General features: G+C 57.4%; 1 protein-coding gene. It reads left to right on the top strand.

Annotated elements, in window-relative coordinates; translation table 11 throughout:
• Window positions 1-68 precede the first annotated feature (68 nt).
• The gene (locus BDE01S_RS10595) at window positions 69-947 is read left to right on the top strand and encodes a chorismate mutase (protein ID WP_066081370.1); all 879 of its coding nucleotides are present in this window, start codon (window positions 69-71) and stop codon (window positions 945-947) included.
• Window positions 948-1,196 lie beyond the last annotated feature (249 nt).

Genomic DNA, 1,196 nt, shown 5'->3' with positions numbered 1-1,196 from the left:
ATATTTTCAGACGGCATGGCAGCAGGGAAGTATGCTAATATCGGCACATCAGTTTAGGAGAAGCCTATATGATTATTGTGATGCAGAAGCAGGCAGGCGAGGCGGCGGTGGCCCGGGTGGTGGACTTTATCCGCAGCAGGGGTCTGCAGGAGCATATTTCGCGCGGGGAAGAGCGGACTATTATCGGCGCGGTGGGCGACGAGCGCGTGTTCAGCCCGAACGATTTGGAAAACCTGCCCGAAGTAGAGCGGGTGGTGCGCGTGTTGAACGATTGGAAAATCATCAGCCGCGAGAGCCGCGCGGAAGACAGCGTGATCCAGGTACGCGGCGTGGCTTTCGGCGGCAGCGGGATGCTGGATATTGCGGCGGACGAAGCGCGCGCGGCATCGGCGGATGCGGTGTTTCTCGATCCGTTTTATTTGTCGGTGCGCCCGTATGCCGAGGTGGATACCAGCAGCGAAAAAGGGCAGATTCTGCAGATGCGGGCGCAGGTGGCGCGGCTGCATGAGGCGGGCAAGCCGGTGTTGGTACGCATCCGCGATGTGCGCCAAATCGAGGCGGCTTTGGATGCGGAAGCGGATATTCTGTATTTGGGCGGCGAGCTGATGAGCAACCGCGCCCTGCAGGACGAAGTCGGCCGTCTGAATACGCCGGTGGTGTTGTGCAAAGACAAGCACCACCGCGCGGACGATTGGCTGGTGGCGGCGGAACACATCGCGCTGCGCGGCAACCGGCACATTATTTTGGGCGAGGCGGGTACGCTCAGCTTCGAGCCGGAGCATACCTACCGCCTGGACGTGGACGCCATTGTGCGCGTGCGCCGCGTGACCCATCTGCCGGTGATTGCCAACATTACCCGCCTGTGGCACAACGATATGCCGCAGGAAGTGCTGTACCGCCTGGCGCAGGCCTCGGGCGTGAACGGCGTGGTCAGCAGCCTGCCTTAGGCGGATATTGGGTTTGTTTTTTTGAAAAGCCGTCTGAAAATTCATTTTTCAGACGGCTTTTTGATGGAAACTCAAGATAGCAAATGCTGATATATAATCGGAGAAATGAAATTCTGATACAAGGCGAGCCAACGCCGTAGCAAAAATGACTCTTCGACTATAGCAGTAGGTCGGGTACTTTTGCCCGACGATTCGTTGATATACCTGAATATATCAGCATCCCAAATATCTGTCGGGCAAAAGTGCCCG

Origin of the sequence: Bergeriella denitrificans NBRC 102155 (assembly GCF_001592185.1) — a bacterium.
Taxonomy (GTDB): domain Bacteria; phylum Pseudomonadota; class Gammaproteobacteria; order Burkholderiales; family Neisseriaceae; genus Neisseria; species Neisseria denitrificans.
Note: the sequence above shows the minus strand (reverse complement) of the source record. Positions and strands in the feature narration are given on the sequence as shown.

Coding starts and splice junctions, on each gene's coding strand:
- BDE01S_RS10595 (WP_066081370.1), top strand. CDS start 69: ATGATTATTGTGATGCAGAAGCAGGCAGGCGAGGCGGCGGTGGCCCGG.